The organism is Caldanaerobius fijiensis DSM 17918 (genome assembly GCF_900129075.1).
GTDB lineage: Bacteria > Bacillota > Thermoanaerobacteria > Thermoanaerobacterales > Caldanaerobiaceae > Caldanaerobius > Caldanaerobius fijiensis.
The window spans coordinates 17904-41128 of the sequence record NZ_FQVH01000010.1; the positions used below are offsets into that span (position 1 = coordinate 17904).

Annotated in this window: 24 protein-coding genes; all 24 read left to right on the forward strand. The window is 34.5% G+C overall.

Annotated features, from left to right (window positions below; all coding sequences use genetic code 11):
- The first annotated feature begins 6 nt into the window (after positions 1-6).
- The 24 genes from BUB87_RS05715 (at position 7) to BUB87_RS05830 (ending at position 23222) form a co-directional block, all read left to right on the forward strand.
- A complete protein-coding gene (locus BUB87_RS05715) occupies positions 7-1059 on the forward strand; it encodes a type I phosphomannose isomerase catalytic subunit (RefSeq protein WP_073342663.1) in 1053 nt (350 codons plus the stop codon).
- A 92-nt stretch (positions 1060-1151) separates the two neighbouring features.
- The gene (locus BUB87_RS05720; RefSeq protein WP_073342666.1) at positions 1152-2720 is read left to right on the forward strand and encodes an FMN-binding glutamate synthase family protein; all 1569 of its coding nucleotides are present in this window, start codon (positions 1152-1154) and stop codon (positions 2718-2720) included.
- A gap of 134 nt (positions 2721-2854) precedes the next feature.
- On the forward strand, positions 2855-3394 hold the full coding sequence (lepB, locus tag BUB87_RS05725; RefSeq protein ID WP_073342669.1) for a signal peptidase I: 540 nt from the start codon (positions 2855-2857) through the stop codon (positions 3392-3394).
- A gap of 174 nt (positions 3395-3568) precedes the next feature.
- Positions 3569-4435: a cation diffusion facilitator family transporter gene (locus BUB87_RS05730; RefSeq protein WP_073342672.1), complete on the forward strand. Its 867-nt coding sequence runs from the start codon at positions 3569-3571 to the stop codon at positions 4433-4435.
- A 75-nt stretch (positions 4436-4510) separates the two neighbouring features.
- Positions 4511-4762: a DUF4321 domain-containing protein gene (locus BUB87_RS05735; RefSeq protein WP_073342675.1), complete on the forward strand. Its 252-nt coding sequence runs from the start codon at positions 4511-4513 to the stop codon at positions 4760-4762.
- A gap of 9 nt (positions 4763-4771) precedes the next feature.
- Positions 4772-5353 (forward strand): Maf family protein, encoded by a 582-nt coding sequence (locus BUB87_RS05740; RefSeq protein WP_073342676.1) that lies wholly within the window; start codon positions 4772-4774, stop codon positions 5351-5353.
- 57 nt (positions 5354-5410) lie between these two features.
- The gene (gene radC / locus BUB87_RS05745) at positions 5411-6073 is read left to right on the forward strand and encodes a RadC family protein (RefSeq protein WP_073342792.1); all 663 of its coding nucleotides are present in this window, start codon (positions 5411-5413) and stop codon (positions 6071-6073) included.
- 23 nt (positions 6074-6096) lie between these two features.
- Positions 6097-7125: a rod shape-determining protein gene (locus BUB87_RS05750; RefSeq protein ID WP_073342679.1), complete on the forward strand. Its 1029-nt coding sequence runs from the start codon at positions 6097-6099 to the stop codon at positions 7123-7125.
- Between the two features lie 14 nt (positions 7126-7139).
- Positions 7140-7982, forward strand: coding sequence for a rod shape-determining protein MreC (gene mreC, locus BUB87_RS05755; protein ID WP_073342682.1), 843 nt, complete (start codon positions 7140-7142; stop codon positions 7980-7982).
- A 14-nt stretch (positions 7983-7996) separates the two neighbouring features.
- Complete coding sequence (gene mreD, locus BUB87_RS05760; protein ID WP_073342685.1) at positions 7997-8500, forward strand: rod shape-determining protein MreD; 504 nt, start codon at positions 7997-7999, stop codon at positions 8498-8500.
- A gap of 6 nt (positions 8501-8506) precedes the next feature.
- Positions 8507-10726, forward strand: coding sequence for a penicillin-binding protein 2 (gene mrdA, locus BUB87_RS05765; protein ID WP_073342688.1), 2220 nt, complete (start codon positions 8507-8509; stop codon positions 10724-10726).
- A gap of 99 nt (positions 10727-10825) precedes the next feature.
- Positions 10826-11413, forward strand: a complete 588-nt coding sequence (gene minC, locus BUB87_RS14680) for a septum site-determining protein MinC (RefSeq protein ID WP_073342690.1) — start codon at positions 10826-10828, stop codon at positions 11411-11413.
- Between the two features lie 10 nt (positions 11414-11423).
- Positions 11424-12224 (forward strand): septum site-determining protein MinD, encoded by an 801-nt coding sequence (gene minD, locus BUB87_RS05775; RefSeq protein ID WP_073342693.1) that lies wholly within the window; start codon positions 11424-11426, stop codon positions 12222-12224.
- 11 nt (positions 12225-12235) lie between these two features.
- Entirely contained in the window at positions 12236-12493 is a 258-nt protein-coding gene (gene minE, locus BUB87_RS05780; RefSeq protein ID WP_073342696.1) for a cell division topological specificity factor MinE, read from the forward strand.
- 70 nt (positions 12494-12563) lie between these two features.
- Entirely contained in the window at positions 12564-13664 is a 1101-nt protein-coding gene (gene rodA / locus BUB87_RS05785) for a rod shape-determining protein RodA (RefSeq protein WP_234945970.1), read from the forward strand.
- A gap of 11 nt (positions 13665-13675) precedes the next feature.
- Positions 13676-14086: a methylglyoxal synthase gene (mgsA, locus tag BUB87_RS05790; RefSeq protein ID WP_073342701.1), complete on the forward strand. Its 411-nt coding sequence runs from the start codon at positions 13676-13678 to the stop codon at positions 14084-14086.
- Positions 14087-14163: 77 nt separating this feature from the next.
- The gene (locus BUB87_RS05795) at positions 14164-14541 is read left to right on the forward strand and encodes a hypothetical protein (RefSeq protein WP_073342703.1); all 378 of its coding nucleotides are present in this window, start codon (positions 14164-14166) and stop codon (positions 14539-14541) included.
- The gene (locus BUB87_RS05800) at positions 14538-15404 is read left to right on the forward strand and encodes a site-2 protease family protein (protein ID WP_073342706.1); all 867 of its coding nucleotides are present in this window, start codon (positions 14538-14540) and stop codon (positions 15402-15404) included. The genes BUB87_RS05795 and BUB87_RS05800 overlap by 4 nt, the downstream gene beginning before the upstream one ends.
- Positions 15385-17220, forward strand: coding sequence for a TIGR03960 family B12-binding radical SAM protein (locus BUB87_RS05805; RefSeq protein ID WP_200792767.1), 1836 nt, complete (start codon positions 15385-15387; stop codon positions 17218-17220). Before BUB87_RS05800 ends, BUB87_RS05805 begins: the two co-directional genes overlap by 20 nt.
- Complete coding sequence (locus tag BUB87_RS05810; protein ID WP_073342711.1) at positions 17217-17876, forward strand: TIGR03936 family radical SAM-associated protein; 660 nt, start codon at positions 17217-17219, stop codon at positions 17874-17876. Before BUB87_RS05805 ends, BUB87_RS05810 begins: the two co-directional genes overlap by 4 nt.
- A gap of 60 nt (positions 17877-17936) precedes the next feature.
- Positions 17937-20093: an FtsK/SpoIIIE family DNA translocase gene (locus BUB87_RS05815; RefSeq protein ID WP_073342714.1), complete on the forward strand. Its 2157-nt coding sequence runs from the start codon at positions 17937-17939 to the stop codon at positions 20091-20093.
- Between the two features lie 63 nt (positions 20094-20156).
- Positions 20157-21473, forward strand: a complete 1317-nt coding sequence (gene rimO, locus BUB87_RS05820) for a 30S ribosomal protein S12 methylthiotransferase RimO (protein WP_073342716.1) — start codon at positions 20157-20159, stop codon at positions 21471-21473.
- Positions 21470-22006 carry a CDP-diacylglycerol--glycerol-3-phosphate 3-phosphatidyltransferase gene (gene pgsA, locus BUB87_RS05825; protein WP_073342719.1) on the forward strand — a complete coding sequence of 179 codons (537 nt, stop codon included), beginning with the start codon at positions 21470-21472 and terminating at the stop codon, positions 22004-22006. The genes rimO and pgsA overlap by 4 nt, the downstream gene beginning before the upstream one ends.
- Positions 21996-23222, forward strand: a complete 1227-nt coding sequence (locus BUB87_RS05830; RefSeq protein WP_073342721.1) for a competence/damage-inducible protein A — start codon at positions 21996-21998, stop codon at positions 23220-23222. Before pgsA ends, BUB87_RS05830 begins: the two co-directional genes overlap by 11 nt.
- Positions 23223-23225 lie beyond the last annotated feature (3 nt).

Below are 23225 nucleotides of genomic sequence, written 5' to 3' on the forward strand. Positions count from 1 at the left end.
ATATCGTTGTTGTACCCATTAAAATTTTTCCCTATTTATATGGAAAGGATCTGGGGAGGGAATGATTTAAAAAGGCTTTTTGGTAGAGATTTTCGAAGCGATAAAGTCGGAGAGAGCTGGGAAGTAGCCTGTCATCCCCATGGTACCAGTATCGTATCTAATGGAGAACTAAAGGGTAAAAACTTTCAAGAGATTATAAATACCTATGGCAGAAAAATACTCGGCAATAAGTTAAGTCAGCAGGATATAGAGAAATTTCCGCTTTTGATAAAGCTGCTGGATGCTAATGATATATTATCAGTGCAGGTCCATCCTGATGATGAATACGCGATGAAAAATGAAAATGGCGAGCTGGGTAAATGTGAAATGTGGTATGTGATTTCGGCAAAACCCGGTGCAAAGATCATATACGGTTTAAAAGACGGAGTGACAAAGGATGAATTTAAGAAGGCATTGAGGGAAGGTTCAGTTGAGAGATGTTTAAATGAAGTTGAAGTGATGCCAGGTGATGTTTTTGATGTGCCATCAGGAATGATTCATGCGCTGGGTGCTGGTGTGGTGGTTGCTGAAATACAGCAAAATTCTGATACCGTATACAGGGTTTATGACTGGAATAGAGTTGGCCTTGATGGGAAACCTAGAGAGCTCCATGTACAAAAAGCGCTGGATGTTATAGACTTTGATGGTAAATATAAAGCAGAAAAATCTAGAGGATTGAAAGTAAGCAACAAAACATACTTGGTAGCAAATAAACACTTTGCGGTTGAACTTATACCAGTAAATGGTAAGTACGAGGATATAGCTGATGGAGGTAAATTTTCGATCTACACCATCATATCAGGTAATGGAAGTATATCCTTTGATGGTAAAGAAGTTGATTTCAAAGCAGGTGATTCTGTATTTATTCCGGCCTCTCTTGGAAAATATAGTATAAATGGATCAGGTATAAATATGTTAAAATCATACGTACCTGATATTGAACAAGAGGTGATACAGCCCCTTAAGTCTGTTGGCTATAGTGATAAAGAAATTAGAAGTGTCGTTAAAAAAATATCATAGCTTGATTAAAGCCTGTTTTTTATATAAAATGGTAATGTATACATTATAAATATACATTACCATTTTTATTTTTATGCAAGGGGGAATGAACAATGTCGTTCAGTAAACCTAATCGTAGCCTGGCAACGAGGACACGGCTGCGTACACCAGACAGCTATTCACCTTTCAGTGGTATGTGTTCTGTGTGTTTGCTGGGATGTACTGGCACATGTGAAATCGGACAATCATCACTGAAGGGTAGAGAGGTTCTTTATCCACAGCCATTTGGAAGCATGACTTCAGGAGCTGAGAAGGACTACCCAATAGATTATTCTCATTTCAATATCATGGGTACGGCTGTGGGCGCTCATGGTATAGAGGCAGATTCTGACAAGGCAATATTTCCAGCAGTTAATGTAGAGGCTGAAATAGGAGCAGGAAATGACAAAATTAAGTTGAAGGTTCCGATTATTTTTCCGGGTCAGGGTTCTACTTTTGTAGCAAAGGATAATTGGGAAGGTTTTGCAGGTGGAGCTGCTCTGGTGGGTACTGTTGTTACTGTTGGTGAAAACGTATGCGCAATGGATCCAAATAGCGTTATAGAAAACGGCAGGGTTATAGATTCGCCTGATATGAGGAAACGCATTGATGATTTCAGGCGCTATTATAACGGTTATGGTACTATTGCCGTACAGGCTAATGTTGAAGATACCAGGTTGGGAGTTCAAGAATACGCTATTGAAAAATTGGGAGTAGAAGCTGTTGAGATTAAATGGGGTCAAGGAGCTAAAGATATTGGCGGAGAGGTTAAATTAAATACACTTGAAAGAGCATTGCAGTTAAAAAAGAGAGGTTACATAGTCTTGCCAGATCCTGAAAATCCAGAGGTACAAGAAGCCTTCAAAAAAGGAATTTTTAAAGAATTTGAAAGGCATTCAAGGCTTGGTATGGTTGATGAAGAGGATTTCCATAATAGAGTTGAACAATTGAGGAAGGCCGGTGCTAAATATATTTTCCTTAAGACAGGCGCGTATAGGCCCGCTGATTTAGCAAGAGCTGTTAAATATGCATCTGATAACAAAATAGATCTTTTGACAGTAGATGGTGCTGGAGGCGGCACGGGCATGAGTCCGTGGAGAATGATGAACGAATGGGGTATCCCTACTGTGTACATTGAATCTCTCCTCTACAATTATTTATCAAGGCTTGCTGCCAAAGGGGCTTATATACCTACTGTAGCTATTGCTGGTGGATTTACGTTAGAAGATCATGTATTTAAAGCTCTAGCATTAGGTGCACCTTATGTAAAATTAGTGGGATTTGGGCGTTCTCCAATGACAGCAGCCATGGTTGGAAGAACCAATGCGGAGTTATTTAAGCAAGGCAAGCTGAATACAAATGCTGGTAGTGTTGAAGAATTATTTGCGGGTTCTATCAAGTTAATTGAGCAGTATGGTAGAGATGAGGTTTCAAAGATGCCTCCTGGCGCAATAGCATTGTATACGTATATCGATAGGGTTGTTGCAGGCTTACAACAGTTAATGGCCGGAGCTAGAAAGTTTGCATTAAAATATATCACCAGGGATGATATAGCTGCTCTTACACCAGAGGCGGCACAGGTATCTGGTATAAGGTATATAATGGATGTGGATAAGGAAGAGGTTGACGAGATATTGAAATAGTTAAAAAGGGTAGAATAATTCTACCCTTTTGTTTTTGATATTTTTGTATTATAATTATACATATGATTCTGCTGCAAAATATATTTGATGTGGGAGCAGAGAGTAATACATCTTAATAAAGAAGGGATATGAAAATGATCGAGAAAAAAAATGAAGCTAATACAATAAAAGAAGTGCTAAGCTGGGTATGGACTATTTTCTTGGCTTTTTTGATTGCGGCGTTTATACGGACGTATATCTTTGAACTGGTAGATGTACCTACAGGTTCTATGCTGGATACTATTCAGTTAAATGATAAATTTATTGTAAACAAGTTTATATACAGATTCGAGCCCATTAAGAGGGGCGATATTGTAGTATTTAAATACCCTGATAACCCCTCTGTAAATTATGTGAAAAGGGTAATAGGTGTGGGTGGCGATGTTATAGACATAAAGGATGGCAAGCTTTATATAAATGGCGAACTGAAATATGAACCCTATATAAGGGAGCCGATGGTAGGAAATTTTGGTCCATACAAAGTACCTAAAGACCATTTTTTTGTAATGGGTGATAACAGAAATGATTCATCTGATAGCAGGTACTGGGTCCATAAATATGTCAGCAGGGAAGCTATTATAGGCAAAGTGGTATTTAGAATATTACCTTTAAATCGAATTGGCCCTATTAAATAATCCCTTGTGTTAATAAGGGATTATTTTTATTTGGGACTTTAGGAAATGCTAGTATTATTAAATTTTATTATCAATTGAGAAATATTTACGATTTTTAATTAATATTGCAAAATGCGAATTTGTAGCGTATAATATATCGTAAAATATTTTTTTAATTGAAAAGGGGTTTTGAATGTGGATAACTTTAAGAAAATAAGAAATGTACTTGTTTCTATACTTTTTTTAAACATTTTAGTGGCTTTAGCCAAACTTTTTTATGGTCTTTATATAAAAAGTAGTAGCATGGTCGCTGACGGATATCATTCTTTATCGGATAGCAGCGGAAACATCATTGGTCTTATAGGAATTTATATAGCTTCTAAACCTGAAGATACCGATCATCCATATGGTCATAAAAAATTTGAGACTTACGCTTCTATTTTTATCTCTGTCATGCTTTTTTTAGTAAGCTATGAAATACTAAAAAATGCCCTGACGAGATTTGTTCATCCTGTAAGGCCTCAGATTGATATAGATAGTTTTGTGATAATGTTAGTGACACTTGCAATAAATATATTTGTGTTTAAATATGAATATAGTGCAGGGAAAAAATTAAATAGTGATATCTTAGTATCTGATTCTCTCCACACCAGCAGTGATATATATGTTTCAATATCAGTCATTTTAACGCTTCTTGGAGTAAGATTAGGTCTTCCTGTTTATATTGATCCATTGATATCCACAATTATATCTATGCTTATTATCAAAGCAGCTATAGGTGTTATTAAACACAGTTCTGCTGTGCTATGCGATAAAACAGTTTTAAACGAGGAGGAAATAAAAGATATAATCAAGGATTTTAATGAGGTTAAGTCATGCCATAAGATAAGAAGCCGCGGTAGAGAAGATGATATTTATGTTGACCTGCATGTAATAATCGATCCAGATATGCATGTAGAGGACGCTCATCGTTTAGAGCACTCTATTACCGAACGCATAAAAGAGAAAATAAAAGGTGTGAAAGAAGTAGATGTCCACATAGAACCAGCTACAAGAAAATAAAAGTCTTTTTATTTATTGTTAAAAAAACTGTTATAATATGATATAATTGTTTTAGTATTATAGGGAGATGCGAATATGAAGGGGAATAAGTTAAATATATGGAGGATAATTATTGCAATTGTCATAGGTAGTATTATAGGTAGTTATTTATCCGATTATTTTAGTATGTGGTATAAACCTCTTGGTTATTACAAAAACATCGGTATGGCTGCGCCAACGGCTATCGATTTGAATATCTTTAAAATATTATTCCAGATCTCGATTAAAGCTAACATTGGAACAATAGTAGGTTTAATTATAGCTCTATATGTAAATAATAGAATCTAAGGTGATGTTATGGTAAAAATAATTTTGGCATCCCAATCTCCTAGGAGAAGGGATTTGCTGGCAAGCCTAGGGGTTGATTTTCAAACAATTGCCAGCAATACGGAGGAAAATTTAAACACAAAGGACCCTGTAGAACTTGTCACTGAGCTAAGTAGGCAAAAGGCTTTAAATGTAGCTTATCAGTTAGACTATGATTCAATTGTAATAGGAGCTGACACTATTGTATATGTTGATGGTAATATATTGGGTAAACCGGAGAATGAAATTGATGCTTTTAACAAGTTAAAATTATTGCAAGGGAGAAGCCACCAGGTTTATACCGGCATCTGCATTGTAAAGGTACCTTCTTATAAGATTATTTCTGATTACGCTATGACCCAGGTATGGATAAAATCCATGAAAGATCAAGAGATAAGAAATTACATTAAAACCGGAGAGGTTATGGATAAAGCCGGTGCTTATGCTATACAAGGCAGAGGAAGTCTTATTGTAGAAAAAATTGAAGGTTGTTATTACAATGTTGTTGGATTACCACTAAATAAATTGAATGAAATGCTTAAACAATTGGATGTAGATTTGATGTGTATTTAATTTAACAATACATTAAGGGGGAGAAAAGTGGACGCATACAATATTGCAATAAAAGACATGCCTTCTGATGAAAGGCCTAGGGAAAGAATGTTGAAATATGGTCCTGAAGTATTGTCAAATGTCGAATTACTAGCTATAATTATAAGGACAGGCACAAAGAATGAATCAGCGATCAAATTAGCAGAGAGACTTTTAAACCGTGCTGGTGAAGACGGTTTAAAATTTTTGTTAGATTCTTCTTTAGAGGAGCTGTCTAAGATAAAAGGAGTTGGACTTGCTAAAGCAGCTGAACTAAAAGCAGCTATTGAGTTAGGTATTAGAGTACAAAAAGCTGCTCGGAAAATCCATACTATAACAAAACCACAGGATATAGCTGATTTATTGATGGTTGAAATGAGATACTTAAAGAAAGAGGTTTTTAAAATTGTGTTATTAAATGTGAAAAATCAGGTGATAAGTATAGAAAATATATCAATTGGCAATTTAAATTCATCTATAGTTCATCCAAGAGAGATTTTTAATGCTGCTATTAGGAAATATTCTGCTTCTATTATATTAGTCCACAATCATCCTAGCGGAGATCCAACTCCAAGTATGGAAGACATAAACGTGACAAAAAGGATTATAGAAGGTGGGAAAATTTTAGGCATAGACGTTTTAGACCATATTGTTATAGGCGATGGGACATATGTTAGTATGAAGCAAAAAAACATCATCTAATACAGGGAAGGAGTTGTATTTACTTGGCAAACAGTTATTTTTCTCGTGATATAGGAATCGATTTGGGTACAGCAAATACGTTGGCATATGTAAGAGGTAAGGGAATTGTGGTAAGAGAACCGTCAGTCGTTGCCATTAAGATCGATACGAAGCAGGTATTAGCTGTGGGTTCTGAGGCAAAAAAAATGGTTGGAAGAACACCAGGTAGTATTGTGGCTATAAGGCCTATGAAAGATGGTGTAATAGCAGACTTTGATGTTACTCAGAGTATGCTTAAATATTTTATTGGAAAAGCCATGCAAGGCAAGACAACTTTTAGAAAACCGAGAGTCGTTGTAGGTATACCCTCTGGAGTAACAGAAGTAGAAAAACGCGCTGTGGAGGAGGCAACTATACAAGCAGGAGCAAAAGAAGTTCACCTCGTAGAAGAGCCGATGGCCGCAGCTATTGGGGCAGGCCTTCCAGTTGAAGAACCAACAGGTAGTATGGTTGTAGATATAGGCGGTGGAACTACTGATGTGGCAGTAATATCTTTAGGCGGTATTGTTACTAGTAAAAATTTGAGAATTGGTGGCGACGAAATGGACGAGGCTATTATCAATTATATTAAAAAAGAATATAATCTGATGATAGGTGAACGAACAGCTGAAGACGTTAAAATACAGATAGGTTCTGCTTATCCTAAAGCCAAGGAAGAGACTATGGAAATAAGAGGAAGAGATCTGGTGACGGGCCTTCCAAAGACGTTGAAAATATCATCCACAGAAATATTGGAAGCTCTTAAAGAACCTGTCACCAGCATTGTAGATGCAATTAAAATGACTCTAGAAAAAACCCCACCAGAGTTGGCTGCAGATATAATGGACAGGGGTATCATGCTTACAGGTGGCGGAGCTTTGCTTGATGGATTGGATAAATTAGTGAGACAAGAAACAGGTATGCCTGTACAAATAGCAGAGAGTCCGCTAGATTGTGTTGCTTTAGGAACTGGCAAAATCCTTGAAGAAATAGAATTATATAAAAGAGTATTGTCTGCGCCAAATAGAGTATGAAAAGGGGTGTTATTATGCCCCGCTTTTTAAAATATATTAGAGTATTTGCCATTATTTTAATTGTTTTAATCCTTATTATTATATCGGTAAAATCCTACAATGCATCATACGTAAATAAATTTGGAGGTTATATTTCCTTTTTAATAAAGCCGGCTCAAAAAGCTGTGTACGCAGTAAGCCAATATGTAAATGACGTATTTACCTCAATAGCTGAGATAGGCTCATTAAAGAGAGAAAATATAAAGTTAAAAAATGAGGTATTAAAGCTTCAGGAGCAAAATAGAAAATTAAAAGAGTTAGCTATTGAAAATAAACAGCTGCGAGACATGCTAAATTTTAAGAGAAAAAATGAAGGAATAAAATTCATTGGAGCAAATGTTATTGCCAGAAATCCCCTTGATACTTTTGATTTAATAGTCATAGACGTAGGCAAAAAAAATGGCGTTAAGCCAGGGATGGCAGTTATAACCAGTGAAGGATTGGTCGGCAAAGTGATACAAGTTTCTGAAAATTGGTCAAAGGTGCTTTCTATATTAGATCAGACCAGTGCTGTCAGCGGCATTGACGTTCGAACAAGGGACACTGGAATAGTTCGAGGTAGTGAAGAAAATGGTGGCAATGTATTAACAATGGAGTATATACCTATTGACTCTAAAATGAAAGTCGGCGATGAAATAGTTACATCTGGCCTGGGAGGTATATTCCCCAAAGGTTTGTATATAGGTAAAGTTATAAGCATTAGCAGAAGTACTGGAAGTCTCATGAAAATTGCCAAGATAAAACCGGGTGCTGATTTTATGAGATTAGAAGATGTTTACGTGGTTTTATCGAATTCCCTTGATATAAATTTTAAATAGGAAGGGAATCGACGATGAGAAATATATTAATTTTTATTTTGTTTCTTGGTGCATTTATTGTACAGAGTACCCTTTTTAGATTTATAGGGATTTATGGTGTAAAACCTGACCTTATGCTAATATTGTTGATATCTTTTGCATTGCTGGATGGCGGCCTTGAAGGTGCCATCCTCGGATTATTTATTGGATTTTTGCAAGATCTTTTCTTTAGCCCTGCTATTGGTATGACTATGATACCGTATTTTATCATAGGTCTATTTGCAGGTTATTACAATAACAAAGTATTTAAAGAAAAAACATTTACGGCATTTATTTTTACGTTCTTGTATTCGCTATTTTTTAATTTGATAATGCTGTTTGAAATATTTATTATAAATCACAGTGTTGATCTAAAAACAAGTATTATACACATATTGATTGGCACTTTATATAATTGCTTGATAATATTATTTAGCTACAGGTATATAGTACAATTAAATAACAAAAAACTGATGAAAAAGAATACAATTTTCAGGTGAGAAACAATGGATGAAAAAAAGATAAAATCTAGGCTTAAGGTTTTTATTGCTATAATAATAATTATATTTGCTGTTTTATCAGCACAGCTGATCAATCTACAGATTATCAATGGCAGCATTTACAAGCAATGGGCAGATCAGATGAAAATAAGGAGTATACCAATACCAGCTCCAAGAGGCAATATATTAGATAGAAACGGCGTTGTAATTGCTAATAATAGACCTGCTTATACGGTGGAATTAGTCAGGACGAATATAAAAGATCAAGATTTAAATAAGGTTATCCTCAAATTGATGAGGATACTGGTTGCCAATAATCAGCAATTTGTAGATAATTTTCCATTAAAAGTCAACCCAATAAGATATGATTTTAGTTATGGAGATGCCAATGTAAGTAAAAACATTCTTTTGCAAAGGGAACAAGCTTGGAAAAAAGCAAATAATTTACCAGATGATATAAGTGCAAAAGATGCTTTTGAAAAACTCAAAAAAGACAATAAAATAGATGAAAAGCTCAGCGATGAGGATGCGAGAAATATTCTGGTAGTAAGAGAAGAAATGAAAAAACAGGGCTACATGTCATATAATCCTGTTAAAATAGCTTCAGATATCGATGCTAAAACTTTAGCTCAAATATCAGAAAGATATGATCAATTACCTGGCGTTGTTATAACCATTGAACCTATCAGGCAATACCCTTATAAAAATGTAGGTTCCAATTTTATCGGCTATATGTCGCGCTTGCAACCAGAAGATATAAAAAATATCGCTTCAGATCCTAGATATTCATTAAATGATCTTATTGGAAGGGATGGAATAGAGAGGCTGTTTGAGAAGGAATTAAAAGGAACCAATGGAGCTCAACAGGTAGAAGTAGATGCATTAGGCAGGATGATAAAAGTTCTTGGTGAAAAACCTCCAAAACCCGGAAATAAAGTATATTTGTCTATTGATATGAAACTTCAACAAAAGGCTGAAGAGGCGTTAAAGGATGTTATGTCTAAGATACAAAATGGAGATGGTTATCAGAAGTTTCCTGCCAATATAGGGGCGGCAGTCGCTGTTGATGTAAATACAGGTGATGTATTAGCTATGGCATCGATACCCAATTTCGATCCAAATATGTTTGCAAAAGGAACCCCTCTTACGAAATCACAAAGCAACTATATGTGGCCAAATGTTACCAATGCAATGACACCACAACCGAGCTATGATTATGCGCGTTTAGGTACAGCTCCTCCGGGTTCAACCTTTAAAATGATTGTTGGTACAGGAGCGCTAATGGACCATGTGATTACACCGACTGACCAGGTCTATTGTTCAGGGGTCTACACTTATCCGGGCAGTGGGAATCCTAAATGCTGGGCACCACATGGCTGGAACAATATTATAGAAGCCTTAAAAGTATCCTGTGATGTCTTTTTCTATGACACAGGAAGAAAATTGGGTATAGATAATATAGATAAATGGGCACGAGCTTTTGGACTTGGTCAGCCTACAGGTATAGAGTTACCCGAGAGTAAAGGCCAGGTAGCAGGACCTTCTCAATATAAGCAAGATGTAATTTTATACCGGGTAAATTATTATCTTAATCAAAAAGTCATAGATAAAGAACAGTATAACGTTATATCCAAAATGATAATAGAAGGAGAAGATAGTGATAATATAATTTTCAAAAAATTAAAAGATGCTGGCATCCCCGATAAATTACAGTATAAGTTCTGGCAGATTATAAAAGATTCTCAATGGAGATTGGGACAAACATTAAGTGCTTCTATAGGTCAGGAGTCTACTACAGTAACACCGTTGCAGATGGCTAATTATATAGCCACGCTAGTAAATGGTGGTATTAGATATAAGTTACACCTCATTGATAGAGTGGAAACCTATGATGGAAAACTTGTTTCAATCAATAAGCCTGCTATTGTAGAAAAATTAAATTTAAAACCTGAGGTTATTAATGTTATAAAACAAGGAATGTTAGGTGTTACTGAAGAGGGTGGTACAGCATCTGGTGCTTTTATCGATGCCCCGTATAAAGTTGGGGGTAAAACAGGAACAGCAGAGACAATAGGTCATGCCAATTATGCCTGGTTTGTAGGTTTTGCTCCGTTTGACAAACCTAAAATTGCTGTAGCTGTAGTTATATATCAAGGTGGACATGGAAGTTATGCTGCGCCTGTTGCTAGGGCAATTATGGATCAATATCTTGGATATAATAAATAATTATGTTTTTGTCATATAAAGCAGGATTTAAGCGAATTTTGAAGAATAATTAATAACGAAGAATAATTAATAATATATACTGTCATCTGGAGGCTGTATATGAAAGATATTATTGAAATAAAAGGGACAAAAAATGGCCTTACGGTGATTCTTGATAAAAATGAGGACTTTGAGGTTATAAAGGCAAATTTAGATAATAGATTTGCTTCAAATAAGTATTTTTTTAATATTCCTGATATGCGGATTACTTTTAAAGGACGTAAACTTAATAGCGAACAGTACAACGAATTGAAAGAACTAGTAGAAAGTTACGGATTTAAAACAAATGAAAGTGATTATTCTAAACTTAATGGAGATTTATATGAAGGCATGACTAAGATAATAAGAGGCACGGTTAGATCAGGGCAGAAAATCGAGTATGGGGGGAACATTGTAATTTTAGGAGATGTAAATCCAGGTGGAGAGGTTATAGCCTCAGGTAATATAATTGTAATGGGCATAGTAAGAGGACTTGTACATGCAGGTAAAGATGGAAACAGAGATGCTATTGTAGTAGGTTTTAGATTACAACCAATTCAAATAAGAATTGCTGATATAATGTCAAGATCTCCTGACGACGCAGAAAGGCCATTATATCCTGAATACGCTTATGTTAAAGATAATTTGATATTTATTGAAAAATTATAGGAGGTATAAGATGGGCGAAGTTATTGTTATCACATCTGGGAAAGGTGGCGTAGGGAAAACCACGGCTACTGCTAATATAGGTACAGGCTTAGCATTAAATGGCAAGAAGGTTGCTCTGGTAGACACTGATATCGGTTTGAGAAATCTTGATGTGGTTATGGGATTGGAAAATAGAATAGTGTATGATATTGTAGATGTGGTAGAAGGTACATGTAAACTTAAACAGGCACTTATAAAAGATAAAAGATTTGACGGCTTGTATTTATTGCCTGCGGCTCAAACAAAAGATAAAACTGCAGTAAATCCTGAACAGATGAAAAAGCTCACTGATGAACTAAGATCAGAATTTGATTATACTCTTATAGATTGTCCTGCAGGTATAGAACAAGGCTTTAAAAACGCCATTGCAGGTGCAGATAGAGCTATTGTTGTAACGACTCCAGAGGTATCTGCTATAAGAGATGCAGATAGGATTATAGGACTTTTACTGGCATCAGAGATAACTGATATTAAGTTAGTTGTCAACAGAATAAAGATGGATATGGTAAAGCGTGGTGACATGATGTCTATCGACGATATGGTAGAAATTCTGGCAATAGATCTCATTGGCGTTGTACCTGATGATGAGAAAATAGTTATCTCTACTAACAAAGGTGAACCTATTATAACAGATGAAAAGTCATTGTCAGCCCAGGCCTTTAGAAATATAGCTAGGAGAATTATGGGAGAAGATGTTCCAATTTTAAATTTGGAAGCTGACGACAATTTTATTGCAAAACTCAAGCGCATATTTGGCATTACCTCAAGATAGGAGGGATATAAATGTTTAATAAAAATGGCAGTAAAAATGTAGCAAAAGAAAGACTTAAAAATATATTAATAAATGATAGGGTTAATACATCTATTGAAGTCCTCGACATGATAAAAGAAGGAATAATTAATGTCATCTCAAACTATATGGAAGCGGATAATAATAGCGTAAATGTGAAAGTTACAAATCTTGACAATGGAAATTCGGTAACTCCGACCCTTGTTGCCAATATTCCCATTAAGAATATCAAACATCTATCTTCGAAATAAAATACCATCATCTATATGGTGGTATTTTATTTTATAATATGCTATAATTTTTATGAGGGTGGGAGTAACTTTGGATAAAAGACTTGTAAAAAATATTGATTTCATACTAATAGCAACGGTTATAATTATATCTATCTTAGGCATTATTGCTATTAGCAGTGCCACTCATGTGGCCAATGGAGGTAGTGCAAAAAATGTAATTTTACAATCTGTATGGCTTATTATTTCGTTGGTCACTGCTTTTTTAATAATGAAGATTGATTATAATTTATTGGGTAATTACTATAAAGTAATATATATAATTAGTATAGCTCTTTTATTAGTGACATTAGCTATAGGTTCATCAACTAATGGCGCAAAAAGTTGGGTAAAAATTGGTGGTATAAGTTTTCAGTTCAGCGAAATAACAAAAGTAGCTTTCATTATATCATTAGCCAAATTATTAGAGCTAAAAAGAGATAAAATAAACAATGTTTATGAATTATTTAAAATTTTAGTATTTACTGGCATTCCTATTCTATTAATATTGAAACAAAATGATACTGGTACAGCGCTTGTCTTTATAGCTATATTTCTAGGGATGCTCTTTATATCAGGTATTAATATATGGTATATTGTCTCATTTTTTGTAATTGGGGTTGTCAGTGCTCCTGTTGTATTTAAATACTTTTTACAGGATTACCAGAAAAAAAGGATATTAACCTTTCTTAATCCTAATCTCGACAAAATGGGAGCAGGTTATCATGTGTTTCAATCAAAGATAGCAATAGGTTCAGGGCAAATTACAGGTTTTGGGCTATATAAAGGGTCACAGGTACAATTTAATTTTCTGCCAGAAGCCAGCACGGATTTTATTTATTCGGTAGTTGGTCAGGAATTAGGGTTTATAGGAACAATAACGATATTAGTGCTTTATTTTGTCATGTTGTTAAGACTAATTAAAATTGCTATGGTATCAAAAGACAGCTTCGGCTCATTAATTGTTGCAGGAATAATTTCTATGTTTTTATTTCATATATTTGAAAATATAGGCATGACAATAGGTCTTATGCCTGTAACAGGAATACCATTACCCTTTATGAGTTATGGTGGAAGCTCTCTATTTGCTAATTTTGTTGCTATAGGACTTGCGTTAAATGTTGGAATGAGAAGGCAAAAAATAAAGTTTTAAGGGGGTATATGATGAATATTGCATTGATTGCTCATGATCAGAAAAAAGAACAGATGGTAGAATTTGCAATTGCTTATAAAAATATCTTAGAAAAGCATACATTATTTGCTACAGGTACTACAGGAGCTTTAATACATGAAGCAACAGGCTTAAATGTGCATAGGTTTAAATCCGGTCCAATAGGTGGCGACCAGCAAATTGGGGCTATGGTAGCTGATGAAAAAATGGATCTAGTAATATTTATGAGAGATCCTCTTACCGCCCAACCACATGAGCCAGATATCACAGCATTATTAAGAGTCTGCGATGTTCATAATGTTCCTCTTGCAACAAACATTGCTACTGCTGAAGTCTTAATAAAAGGTCTAGAACGGGGTGATTTTGACTGGAGATCAGTTATAAATCCTGATTTAAACAATTAAAATTTTTGTAATAAAATGTGCCCAGGTAAAATATTTATTTATAAGATACTTCTTAGGAAACAAAAGGGGGCACATTTATGTATAAAAAATTTAGAAAAAAATTTAATAACAGTTTTTTTAATATATTGTTTTATCAGGTCATTGTATGCTTATTTATAATGAGCTGTACATTGATAATTAACAGTGTAAAGATAGATCCTGCTCAACGGGCTATAAATGTGATTAAATATTGGCTGTCCTATAAATATGATTTTATAAATGCTTATAATGATCTTAAATCGGTTGCACCGATTTTTAGGCAAAAGGTTATTAATACCTTTGAGCAGATAGGAGAAAAATCAAAAGGCTTTAAAAAAATAGTTATACCTGTGACCTTAAAACATAGCGAAGGTTATAAAGTTCTTTATGTTCATTTAAAACCTGCGGAGTTCCTAAATGCAGGTGTAAACAAATGAAAATCAGGTTCTCTGATATGGTTTTTACTATAAATCCTTCTTTTGTATTTATACTTATTTTTTATGGTTGGTCTGGTTATCTTTTGCAAGCCAGTTATTTTTTTGCCATGATATTAATACATGAGCTGGCCCATTTTTCTATGTTTTTGTGTTACAAAGTAAAGGTAAAAAACATAGAGCTTACACCTTTTGGAGGAAAAATAACGTATGAGAGGTCTGTTTTGGACTTAAGACAAGAAATGGTTATATTAATGGCTGGACCAATATCTAATTTATTGGTAGGTATTGCGTTGCAGTTTTTAGGTATTAACGGTTATTACATACAAGCCAATTATTTTCTTTTTCTATTAAATATTTTGCCGCTAGTGCCCCTAGACGGTGGCAAATTTTCTAAGTTGTTTTTATCTCAGTATATAGGGCATTTGAAAGCAACACGCATTTTATGCGTCTTTACGTATATAATAATTGTAATTGTTGATATATTTGTTTTAATATTTATTGGTGGATATAAAACAGTTTTAAATATAGCAATTTTTACTTTGTTTGTAGCATGGGAAACCTATAAAGAGAGTAAAGAAGCTATATATACCTTCATGAGAGAGATAGTGTATAAAAAAGAACTTATTTATAAAAAGAAAATTATGAGTACCAGGCATATAGTAGCAATGGATACAGTTACGCTCAAATCGATTCTCAATAGTTTTGTACCCAATAAATATCATTTGATAGTTTTATTGGACGAAAATGCTATGTCATATAAGATTGTTGATGAAATACAGATTATTGATGCCATATTAGATTTGGGTCTGAATCATACTCTAAAAGATGTGATAAATAAAAGGAGTGAAACCAATGAGAAATGATATAAAAAAATTCTTATTAGATGTAGAAAAACCATCAAGATATACAGGAAATGAAATCAATAGTGTCCACAAAGATCCTGGCACAGTAGAGGTGAGGTTTGCTTTTGCTTTTCCTGATGTGTATGATATAGGTATGTCGCATCTTGGCATGAAAATTTTGTATCATATGCTCAACGACAGAAGCGATGTGTACTGTGAAAGGGTATTTGCGCCATGGCCAGATATGGAAAATATTATGAGGCGAGAAAATATACCTTTGTTTGCACTAGAGAGTGGCGACAATATAGCAGCATTTGATTTTATCGGATTTACGCTTCAGTACGAATTGAGTTATACCAATATCATAAATATGTTAGATTTAGCTGGTATTCCATTGTATTCATCTGATCGCGATATTAATGATCCATTTGTCATAGCAGGCGGTCCATGTGTTTATAATCCTGAACCAATGGCTGACGTTTTTGATTTTTTCGTAATAGGTGAAGCGGAAGAATCATTGATAGAAATAATTGAGTGTTATAAAAATTGGAAGAAGTCAGGAAGTAATCGAAGGGAATTTTTAGAGAAAGTAGCTCAAATAAGAGGTATTTATGTGCCATCGCTATATGACGTGATTTATAAAGAAGATGGAACTGTAGACAGATTTATACCTAAAGGGCCTTATCCCATGCCTATAAACAAAAGGATAATAAAAGATCTGGATAAGGCTTATTATCCTGATAAGATGGTTATACCATATACTGAAGTGGTACATGACAGGATAATGTTAGAAATATTCAGAGGATGTACCCATGGTTGTCGATTTTGTCAGGCAGGGATGATCTATAGGCCTATAAGGGAAAAAAGCGTCAATAAGCTTATAGAATTGGCCGATAAACTTGTAAGTAGTACTGGATATGATGATATATCATTGGTGTCATTAAGTTCCTGCGATTATTCACAAATCCAGTTGTTGATAGCTGCTCTTATCGAAAAGTATAAAAATAGAGGGATAGGAGTTTCGCTTCCTTCTATCAGAATTGATACCTTTTCAGTAGATTTGCTAGAACAGATAGAAAAAGTGCGAAAAACGGGCCTTACCTTTGCACCAGAGGCGGGTACACAAAGGTTGAGAGACGTAATAAATAAAGGAGTAACGGAACAAGATCTCATTGAGTCTGCAAGAGCCGCCTTTGAGCATGGTTGGTCTACATTAAAACTATATTTTATGATTGGATTGCCTACTGAAACTATGGAAGATATAAAGGGAATAGCGGATCTAGCATACAGGTTGGTAGATTTATATAAAGAGATTAAAGGATCTAAAAAAGGGCTCAAGATAACTGTAAGTACATCCTCTTTTGTACCAAAACCTTTTACTCCATTTCAATGGGAGCCTCAGGATACGATGGAACAACTTAAGGAAAAACAAGATTATTTAAAAAGTCTGTTAAAAGATAGATCTATATCCTATAATTGGCATGATAACAAAGCAAGCTTTTTAGAAGCGGTAATATCAAGAGGTGACAGAAAAATATGTAAGGTGATAATAAGAGCGTGGAAAAATGGCTGTAAATTTGATAGTTGGGGTGATTTTTTAAATTTTGATGGATGGCTTAAAGCTTTCGACGAAGAAAATGTTGATCCGAAATTTTATGCATATCGAAAGCGAGATTATCAAGAGTTTTTTCCATGGGATATAATTAATCCGGGTATTGATAAAGCTTATCTCATAAGAGAGCATCAAAAGGCTCAAAAAGGCATTACTACCATTGATTGCAGAGAATATTGTTTAAATTGTGGCATAAAGAAATTAGAGGAGGGGCTATGTAAATGAGATTGCGAATAAAATTTGAAAAAAAAGGAGACATGCGATATATATCTCACCTGGATTTAATGAGAACTATTTCGAGGGCTATAAGAAGGGCCCTTTTGCCGATTGCATATACTCAGGGATTCAATCCGCAACCTAAAATAAGCGTAGCATTGCCCCTAACTCTCGGTTATACCAGTGATGGAGAATATATGGACATGGAATTGATTGAAGATTTGCCTCTTGCTGAAGTTATAAGCAGATTAAATGATCAACTACCGGATGGGCTAAAAATAAAACAATGCATACGGATAGAAAATATAAATACATCCTTGATGGCTTTGATAAGATTTGCTTTATATGGCATCACATTTGAAGATATAGACAAAGAAAAGTTGATGGAAGCAATACAAGAGCTTATGAATAACGATACTGTTTTAGTAAAAAAAAATACAAAGTCTGGAATTAAGGAAGTAAATATAAGGCCTGATATTGTTAAGCTTTATTTAGAGGAGAATACGCTTTTTGCATTAGTTTCAGCGGGTTCTCAACGCAACTTAAATCCAGATTTAGTTTTAAATGCTTTAGATATTCGCTATAAAGGAATAAAATCAAAAGTTGTAAATATAAATAGGTTTGATATGTACGATGAAAACATGAGAACACCTTTTGAAGTATGATATACCAATAAAGAAGGATTTCATATAAAAATATAGAATATGTAATCAGAGGTGGAGGGGATGAAGAAGAAGAAGAAGAAAACTCAAGAAAAAATAAATAGCGAAATAAGAGGACTTTTATTTTTGTGTGGGTCTTTAGTATTATTTATCAGTCTTTATACAACGTCTGCGGGAGTATTAGGAGCTTTTATAAAGAAACTCTTAACGGGTATTCTAGGCCGTGGTGCCATAATCGCTCCCGTTTTTATAATGTTATACTCTTTTAATATATTTACGTCATTTAAGTACATGTCCAAATACAAATTTATAGCACTCTTTATCACCGGATTCGTCGCTAACATGATTCTACATCTATCTTTCTATAATGATATAAGTCACGGATATGTATATTATATTAAATATTCTATTGGTTATGGCAATAGAAACTTAGGTGGCGGAGCCTTTAGCGCAATGATTGATTACTTTTTTATAAAGCTTCTTGGTATCCCAGGGAGCTGGATTGTATTGTCAACACTATTAGTAACTAATGTGGTTACGATTTTCAATATTTCACTGAAAAAAACTTCAATGATGATTTTAAATAAATTAAAGAATATATTTAATTATATTATAAGAGGAATAATTAATTTTATTTATGTAGAAGAGAAAAAAGATGTAATAATAAATACGCCATCAGAACAATCTCCTACAAAAGATGAAGTAAACAAAAGTCTAGAGGAAATTATTAGTAAATCGGTAGATCTAAGTGACGTAAAGATTGTGAGCGAAGAAAAAAAAATCGCAGAAAATAATAAGACAACTCAAAAGACTGGCACTAAAAACTATATGAGGCCACCTTATGATTTATTGAGACCTGGTGATGACCATAATTTAAAAGAGAATAAACAGGAGATAAAAAATAATATAAAAATATTAGAAGATACACTAAAAAGTTTTGGAATTGATGCCCGTGTGGTACAGGTAAGTTGTGGCCCTACTATAACGCGGTATGAACTACAACCAAGTCCTGGCGTTAAAGTCAGCAGGATTATTAATCTTGTCGATGATATATCACTAAGTCTTGCTACATCAGGAGTAAGATTGGAAGTGCCTATACCTGGTAAATCAGCTATTGGTATAGAAGTTCCAAATAAAAAAATAAGACCGGTATTTCTAAGAGAAGTTCTTGAAAGTCCTGAGTTTATAAACAGCAAATCCGACCTCTCAATAGCATTGGGTAAGGATATTTCTGGTGCAAATATTATCTCAGATTTATCCAAGATGCCTCATTTGTTAATTGCAGGTGCTACTGGTTCCGGTAAGAGTGTGTGCATAAACACTCTTATTACCAGTTTATTATATAAATCAGACCCTGAAAATGTAAGACTGCTATTAATTGATCCAAAAGTAGTAGAACTTAGTGTATACAATGGCATAAGTCATCTGATTGCACCTGTAGTTACTAATCCTAAAAAAGCTGCAGGAGCATTAAACTGGGCTGTTCAAGAGATGATAAGGAGGTATAATCTTTTTGCCGAAAAAGGCGTTAGGGATATAAATAGATATAATGAAATAGAACAAAATAAATTACCTAAAATAGTTATAATCATTGATGAATTATCTGATCTGATGATGGCATCGCCTGCTGAAGTGGAAGATGCTATTTGTCGATTGGCTCAAATGGCTCGTGCTGCGGGTATGCATTTAGTTATTGCCACTCAACGGCCTTCAGTAGATGTAATTACAGGTGTTATAAAAGCTAATATACCATCGCGTATTGCTTTTGCAGTTTCATCACAGGTGGATTCAAGAACCATACTGGACATGGCAGGAGCCGAAAAACTATTAGGCAAAGGAGATATGCTTTTCTACCCTGCTGGGGAAATAAAGCCGTTGAGAGTACAAGGGTGTTTTATTAGTGAAAAAGAAGTAGAGAGTATAGTCGATTGGCTTAAGACCAGAAGTACACCCGAATATTATGATAATTTAATTGAAAGAATTGAAGAACCATCAAAAGATAATAAAGATAATGATGCAGACGAGTTATTACCACAGGCTATAAACATAGTACTTGAGGCAAAACAGGCATCTACATCTTTGCTCCAAAGAAAATTGAAAATAGGATATGCTAGAGCGGCTAGATTGATGGACCAGATGGAAGAACGAGGAATTGTAAGCAAAAGTGAGGGTAATAAGCCAAGACAAGTATTGCTGACAAAAGACCAGCTAAATCTTTGACTTGAACCTAATAATATATTATACTTTATTTGAGGATTTATATATGTGGAAGGAGGCTATTTATTGCCAAAAGTCGGAGTAATCTCTTTAGGTTGTGCCAAAAATTTAGTCGATTCTGAAACTATGATCGGCCTTTTAAAAGCAGCTGATTTTTCAATTACAAACAAAGCAGAAGAAGCTGATGTTTTAATAGTAAATACATGTGCTTTTATCAATAAAGCTAAAGAAGAATCGATTGAAACTATACTTGAAATGGCTGAGTTTAAGAAAAATGGTGTATGTAAAGTCTTGGTCGTCACTGGATGCTTATCTGAAAGATACAGAGATAAATTAATGAAAGAAATACCCGAGATTGATGCTCTAGTAGGAACAGGTGACTTTGAAGAGATAGTAGAAGTAGTAAATAATTCACTCCAAGGTAAAAAGACAAAAATTTATGGACATCAAAATAAAGTGTTTAGTGAAAATTTGCCAAGAATTATTAGCAATTCGGGCAAATATGCTTATGTTAAGATCGCTGACGGCTGTAATAACAGATGTACCTACTGTGTGATACCTTCGCTTAGAGGAAGGTATAGAAGTAGAGATATAGCCGATATAAATCGTGAGGTTAAGGCAATAGTGGAAAATGGTGTAAAAGAAATCATACTTATAGCTCAAGATACTACGAGATATGGCATAGATAAAGGCCGCTTTATGCTAAGCGATCTCTTATATAATCTCTCAGAAATAGATGGTTTAAAGTGGATAAGGATTTTATATTGCTATCCTGAAGCCATTAGTGATCAATTAATTGATGCTATAGCGACCAACGATAAAGTATGTAAATATATTGACATGCCTATACAGCATATTAGTGATGAAATACTAAGAAAGATGGGCCGCCATACATCAAAAAAGGAAATATACAATCTCATAGATAAGCTCCGTACAAAAATACCTGGTGTGGTATTAAGAACATCATTAATTGTAGGTTTCCCCGGTGAAACCCAGGAACAATTTAATGAGTTGGTTTCATTTGTTGAAGAAAGCAAATTTGACCATCTAGGCGTTTTTGAATATTCCCGAGAGGAAGGTACTCCTGCGGCTAAATTGCCAGGTCAAATACCAGAAAGAGTCAAAAAAGAGCGTAGAGATGTTATCATGAAACTACAAAATAATATAGCAAGGCAGCTTAATCAACAAAAGGTAGGCAAGATATTTGATGTATTGATAGAAGGGAAGAAGGGTAGCTATTATATTGGACGAACTTACCACTATGCACCAGAAATAGATGGTATTGTATATATAAAGTCGGACAAATTCATCTCAGGCGATTTTGCTCGAGTGCTAATAAAGAAGGCGTATGACTATGATATTTTGGGGGAAATTGTTGAATGAATATAGCTAATAAATTAACTTTACTCCGAATTTTTCTACTACCTTTTTTTATGTTGTTTGCTTTAACAAGGTTTAAATACAGTGCAATTATCGCTACAATAATCTTCATTGTTGCATCATTGACGGATCTCTTTGACGGCTATATCGCTAGGCGAATAAATCAGACTACTAAATTTGGAAAACTGATGGACCCCCTAGCTGATAAGTTGCTTATAACAACTGCTTTGGTATCACTGGTAGAAATGGGAAGTGTACCCGCTTGGGCTGCGATTATAATTATAGGCAGAGAATTTGCCGTCACAGGATTGAGATCGTTGGCTTCAATTGAAAATGTTATTATTTCTGCAAATCATATAGGAAAGATTAAGATGATAATTCAATTAATTGCAGTAACAGCGTTGTTATTAAAGCTGCCTTTTGCCACTATAATCCTGTATATTACAGTAATAATAACGGTATTTTCTGGCTTTGTTTACTTTTATAAGTACGGCTATGTTATCAAAGATATGGGAGGTAGTAATAATGAAATGTGAAATTATTTCAGTAGGCACTGAGTTATTATTAGGCCAGATTGCTAATACAGATGCCCAGTACATTTCACAGGAATTAGCGCCTATTGGTATTGATGTTTATTTCCATACAGCTGTGGGAGATAATAGTGAAAGGTTAAAAGAATGTCTCAGGATTGCCTGGAATCGTTCTGATATTATAATAACATCAGGAGGATTGGGCCCAACTTTAGATGATCTTACAAAGGAGACAATAGCTGATTTTTTAGGCCTCAAAATGGTTGAATATCAAGAAGCTTATGAACATTTACAGAGATACTTTAAAGGCAAAAAAATAACTCAAAATAATTACAGGCAAGCTTATTTCCCGGAGGGTTCTATCCTTTTACCTAATAATAATGGTACAGCAATGGGAGCTATTTTAGAAAAGTGCAACAAAATTATAATAATTCTTCCTGGTCCACCTAATGAGCTTGTACCCATGTTTAAAGAAAGCGTGATTCCTTATCTTATAGCAAAAAGCGGTTATATGATAAAATCAAGAGTGCTTAGGATTTTTGGCATAGGAGAATCGCAAGTCGAGGACATGATAAAAGAAATCATTATAAATCAAACCAATCCTACCATTGCTCCTCTGGCAAAAGAAGGTGAAGTTACCTTAAGAATAACTGCAAAAGGCAAGGAAGAAGCAATTATTGATAAAATGATACAGGATATGGAAGAACACATAAGAGATATTTTAGGAGATTACATCTATGGTATTGACGATGATTCTCTTGAATCTATCGTTGGCCAATTATTGATTAAAAAAGGTATTACTATATCTGTAGCTGAATCCTGTACAGGAGGACTTATAGCTCATAAACTTACGAACATACCTGGAATTTCATCAGTATTTAAGCTCGGTACTGTAGTATACAGTAACGAAGCAAAAGTAGATGTACTCAATGTAAACAGTGAAGTTTTAAAAGAAAAGGGTGCTGTGAGCGAGGAAACTGCTATCCAAATGGCCCAGAGAATAAGACAAATAGGTAAAACCGATTTGGGTCTGTCGGTAACAGGCATTGCTGGTCCTGATGGGGGAACAGCGGAAAAACCTGTTGGACTTGTATATATTGCGTTGGCTGAAGACAAGAATGTTATTTGTAATAAGTATAATTTTAATGGTAATAGACTAAAAAATAAGAATTTAGCGTCAATGTATGCATTAGATATGGTAAGACGTTATTTGATTAAATAGATT

Coding starts and splice junctions, on each gene's coding strand:
- BUB87_RS05735 (WP_073342675.1), top strand. CDS start 4,511: ATGAAGGGGAATAAGTTAAATATATGGAGGATAATTATTGCAATTGTC.
- mreC (WP_073342682.1), top strand. CDS start 7,140: ATGCCCCGCTTTTTAAAATATATTAGAGTATTTGCCATTATTTTAATT.
- lepB (WP_073342669.1), top strand. CDS start 2,855: ATGATCGAGAAAAAAAATGAAGCTAATACAATAAAAGAAGTGCTAAGC.
- BUB87_RS05810 (WP_073342711.1), top strand. CDS start 17,217: ATGAGATTGCGAATAAAATTTGAAAAAAAAGGAGACATGCGATATATA.
- radC (WP_073342792.1), top strand. CDS start 5,411: ATGCCTTCTGATGAAAGGCCTAGGGAAAGAATGTTGAAATATGGTCCT.
- mgsA (WP_073342701.1), top strand. CDS start 13,676: ATGAATATTGCATTGATTGCTCATGATCAGAAAAAAGAACAGATGGTA.
- mrdA (WP_073342688.1), top strand. CDS start 8,507: ATGGATGAAAAAAAGATAAAATCTAGGCTTAAGGTTTTTATTGCTATA.
- minE (WP_073342696.1), top strand. CDS start 12,236: ATGTTTAATAAAAATGGCAGTAAAAATGTAGCAAAAGAAAGACTTAAA.
- minC (WP_073342690.1), top strand. CDS start 10,826: ATGAAAGATATTATTGAAATAAAAGGGACAAAAAATGGCCTTACGGTG.
- minD (WP_073342693.1), top strand. CDS start 11,424: ATGGGCGAAGTTATTGTTATCACATCTGGGAAAGGTGGCGTAGGGAAA.
- BUB87_RS05815 (WP_073342714.1), top strand. CDS start 17,937: ATGAAGAAGAAGAAGAAGAAAACTCAAGAAAAAATAAATAGCGAAATA.
- BUB87_RS05800 (WP_073342706.1), top strand. CDS start 14,538: ATGAAAATCAGGTTCTCTGATATGGTTTTTACTATAAATCCTTCTTTT.
- BUB87_RS05830 (WP_073342721.1), top strand. CDS start 21,996: ATGAAATGTGAAATTATTTCAGTAGGCACTGAGTTATTATTAGGCCAG.
- BUB87_RS05740 (WP_073342676.1), top strand. CDS start 4,772: ATGGTAAAAATAATTTTGGCATCCCAATCTCCTAGGAGAAGGGATTTG.
- BUB87_RS05795 (WP_073342703.1), top strand. CDS start 14,164: ATGTATAAAAAATTTAGAAAAAAATTTAATAACAGTTTTTTTAATATA.
- pgsA (WP_073342719.1), top strand. CDS start 21,470: ATGAATATAGCTAATAAATTAACTTTACTCCGAATTTTTCTACTACCT.
- mreD (WP_073342685.1), top strand. CDS start 7,997: ATGAGAAATATATTAATTTTTATTTTGTTTCTTGGTGCATTTATTGTA.
- BUB87_RS05720 (WP_073342666.1), top strand. CDS start 1,152: ATGTCGTTCAGTAAACCTAATCGTAGCCTGGCAACGAGGACACGGCTG.